2 protein-coding genes are annotated in these 1,403 nt (G+C 70.0%); one reads left to right on the forward strand and one right to left on the reverse strand.

What is annotated here, in order from left to right; genetic code table 11:
- A partial coding sequence (locus tag ACY45C_RS09405; RefSeq protein WP_462187239.1) for a hypothetical protein occupies positions 1-197 on the reverse strand: 197 nt, incomplete at its 3' end.
- Positions 198-578: 381 nt separating this feature from the next.
- Here ACY45C_RS09405 and ACY45C_RS09410 point away from each other — a divergent pair.
- On the forward strand, positions 579-1,403 hold an 825-nt coding region (locus tag ACY45C_RS09410), incomplete at its 3' end, for an ABC transporter substrate-binding protein (protein WP_462187240.1).

The raw sequence follows: 1,403 nt of genomic DNA on the forward strand, positions 1-1,403 counted from the left end.
CCGGCGAGAATCGCCACCGCCAGGAAGGCCGCCATGGGCACCGCCAACGCCGCGAAGAGCTTCCCGCGCACGGGGAGGTCGTGCAGGCACGGCCGCCGCCACGGACGCGATCGGAACTCCCCCGCCCCGGTCATGGCCGCGGCGGCGGTCGGAGCCGTAGCGGTCGAGGCCCCCGCCGAGTGCCGCCGACGCCGCACCGGGGATAGCTGCTCCCGGTCCCCGGGTGTGCCCGCGCCACGATGCCGGCCCTCGACAGAGGACCCCGGCGGGTCATCCGTCGCGACCCGCCTTCTTCCCGGCTGGACCACGAGATCCGTACCTCTCGCCCTCTCGGATCGCCCTCTGGAACTGTCCCGCCAGGCCAGTCCCGGCCCCGGCCGGCAAAGACTATGCCTTGGCCTGCAAAGACTATGTGGGCGCCCGATGCCGCCGCCGGTGGGGTCGCCTGACGATCGGCCCCGTCAATCACCCGCGCTGCCGGGCAGCCCGGCTGCGGTTGTTGCCCGACAAACAACTAGTGTCGCCCCTGGCCACTGCCAGCTTTCACTCCTCACCGAGCCGGGCATGCGGGGAGCGCGATGATCCACGGGTTTCGAAGCACGGTCGCGGGCCTTGCGCTTCTCTCCGTAGTCGCGCTGGCCGCCTGCGATGGCGGTGGCAAAGCCGAGCCGGCCCGAGTTTCCGGCGAGGTCAAGATCGGACTGCTCGCCCCCCTGACCCAGGGCAATCCCGAAACGGGGCGTGACGCACAACGCGGAGCAGAGCTCGCCAGCCGTCTCATCAACGCCGGCGAAAGCTGGGCGGGCGACGAGACCAGAGGTTCCTGGGGGCCATCCGGCCGGGCCCAGCTTTCTGTTGTGACATTGGACACAAGCAGCGATCCGCGCCAGGCCGCGGACGTCACGTCACGCTTAATGACCAACCACGGTGTCGTGGGCATCGTCGGCGCGTTCACCCCGGACGCCACCCTGGAAGCCAGCCAGCGGGCCGAACGCCTGCAGATCCCGTTCGTCAGCGGAGGCCCGCCGCTGACGGCGCTGACCGAACGTGGGCTGAGCTGGTTCTTCCGGATCGGACCCGACGCGGCCGACTACGGCGGCACCTTCCTGTCCCTGCTGCGTGACGCCGAGCAGCCGGGCCAGGAGCGCCGACGCGTCGCCCTGCTTTACACCAACGACGCCACCGGCCTCGATATGCAGGCGACTGTGGCAGAGTTCGCCGAGGAGACCGGTTACCCGGTCGTGGCGAGCGTGGCCTACCAGCCGGGTACAGGCCAGCCGGGTACCGGCGATCTGGCCGCCGCCGTCGGCGCCTTGCGAACCGCTGCACCCGACGTTGTACTGACGAATATTTCTCCCAGCCAGGGCGAAATTCTGGGAAACACTTTCCGGGATGGTGGGTAC

The organism is Frankia sp. CcWB2, from assembly GCF_977927585.1.